2 rRNA genes (1 of these 2 running past the window's edge) are annotated in these 1655 nt (G+C 53.6%); both read right to left on the bottom strand.

Annotation, left to right across the window (positions count from 1 at the left end):
- Positions 1-8: 8 nt before the first annotated feature.
- A 5S ribosomal RNA gene (gene rrf / locus ACIOU8_RS18120) occupies positions 9-125 on the bottom strand.
- 109 nt (positions 126-234) lie between these two features.
- A 23S ribosomal RNA gene (locus ACIOU8_RS18125) occupies positions 235-1655 on the bottom strand; it runs 1782 nt beyond the window's last position.

The raw sequence follows: 1655 nt of genomic DNA on the forward strand, positions 1-1655 counted from the left end.
TAAAAGAAGTCCGGCGGTGTCCTACTCTCCCACAGGGTCCCCCCTGCAGTACCATCGGCGCTGTGAGGCTTAGCTTCCGGGTTCGGAATGTAACCGGGCGTTTCCCTCACGCTATGGCCGCCGAAACACTATTGATGTTTCAATCAAACCTATAGACAAATCAGTGTTGTCTGTAGGGTTCTCGACCGTACATCGAGAACCACTCAGTGGACGCGTAGCACCAACAAACGGTGTGTTATCAAGTCATCGGCTTATTAGTACCAGTCAGCTGCATGCATTACTGCACTTCCACATCTGGCCTATCAACCCAGTAGTCTGGCTGGGAGCCTCTCACCCGAAGGTATGGAAATCTCATCTTGAGGCCGGCTTCCCGCTTAGATGCTTTCAGCGGTTATCCATCCCGAACGTAGCTAATCAGCGGTGCTCCTGGCGGAACAACTGACACACCAGAGGTTCGTCCAACCCGGTCCTCTCGTACTAGGGTCAGATCCTCTCAAATTTCCTACGCGCGCAGCGGATAGGGACCGAACTGTCTCACGACGTTCTAAACCCAGCTCGCGTACCGCTTTAATGGGCGAACAGCCCAACCCTTGGGACCTACTCCAGCCCCAGGATGCGACGAGCCGACATCGAGGTGCCAAACCATGCCGTCGATATGGACTCTTGGGCAAGATCAGCCTGTTATCCCCGAGGTACCTTTTATCCGTTGAGCGACAGCGCTTCCACAAGCCACTGCCGGATCACTAGTCCCGACTTTCGTCCCTGCTCGACCTGTCAGTCTCACAGTCAAGCTCCCTTGTGCACTTACACTCGACACCTGATTGCCAACCAGGTTGAGGGAACCTTTGGGCGCCTCCGTTACTTTTTGGGAGGCAACCGCCCCAGTTAAACTACCCACCATGCACTGTCCCTGAACCGGATTACGGTTCGAAGTTAGATATCCAGAGTGACCAGAGTGGTATTTCAACAATGACTCCACATGAACTGGCGTCCATGCTTCACAGTCTCCCACCTATCCTACACAAGCCACACCGAACACCAATACAAAGCTATAGTAAAGGTCACGGGGTCTTTCCGTCCTGCTGCGCGTAACGAGCATCTTTACTCGTAATGCAATTTCGCCGAGTTCGCGGTTGAGACAGTTGGGAAGTCGTTACGCCATTCGTGCAGGTCGGAACTTACCCGACAAGGAATTTCGCTACCTTAGGATGGTTATAGTTACCACCGCCGTTTACTGGGGCTTAAATTCTCAGCTTCGCCTTGCGGCTAACCGGTCCTCTTAACCTTCCAGCACCGGGCAGGCGTCAGTCCGTATACATCGTCTTGCGACTTGGCACGGACCTGTGTTTTTAGTAAACAGTCGCTACCCACTAGTCTCTGCGGCCTCCAAACGCTTTCGGAGCAAGTCCTAATACGTCGAAGGCCCCCCTTCTCCCGAAGTTACGGGGGCATTTTGCCGAGTTCCTTAACCACGATTCTCTCGATCTCCTTGGTATTCTCTACCTGACCACCTGAGTCGGTTTGGGGTACGGGCGGCTTGAACCTCGCGTCGATGCTTTTCTTGGCAGCATAGGATCATCCACTTTTTATCCGCATCGTGTCTCAGCCTGTGTGAGAGACGGATTTGCCTATCTCTCGGCCTACGCACTTGCACC

The sequence above is a fragment of the Microbacterium sp. NPDC087589 genome, from assembly GCF_044743635.1.
Lineage (GTDB): Bacteria > Actinomycetota > Actinomycetes > Actinomycetales > Microbacteriaceae > Microbacterium.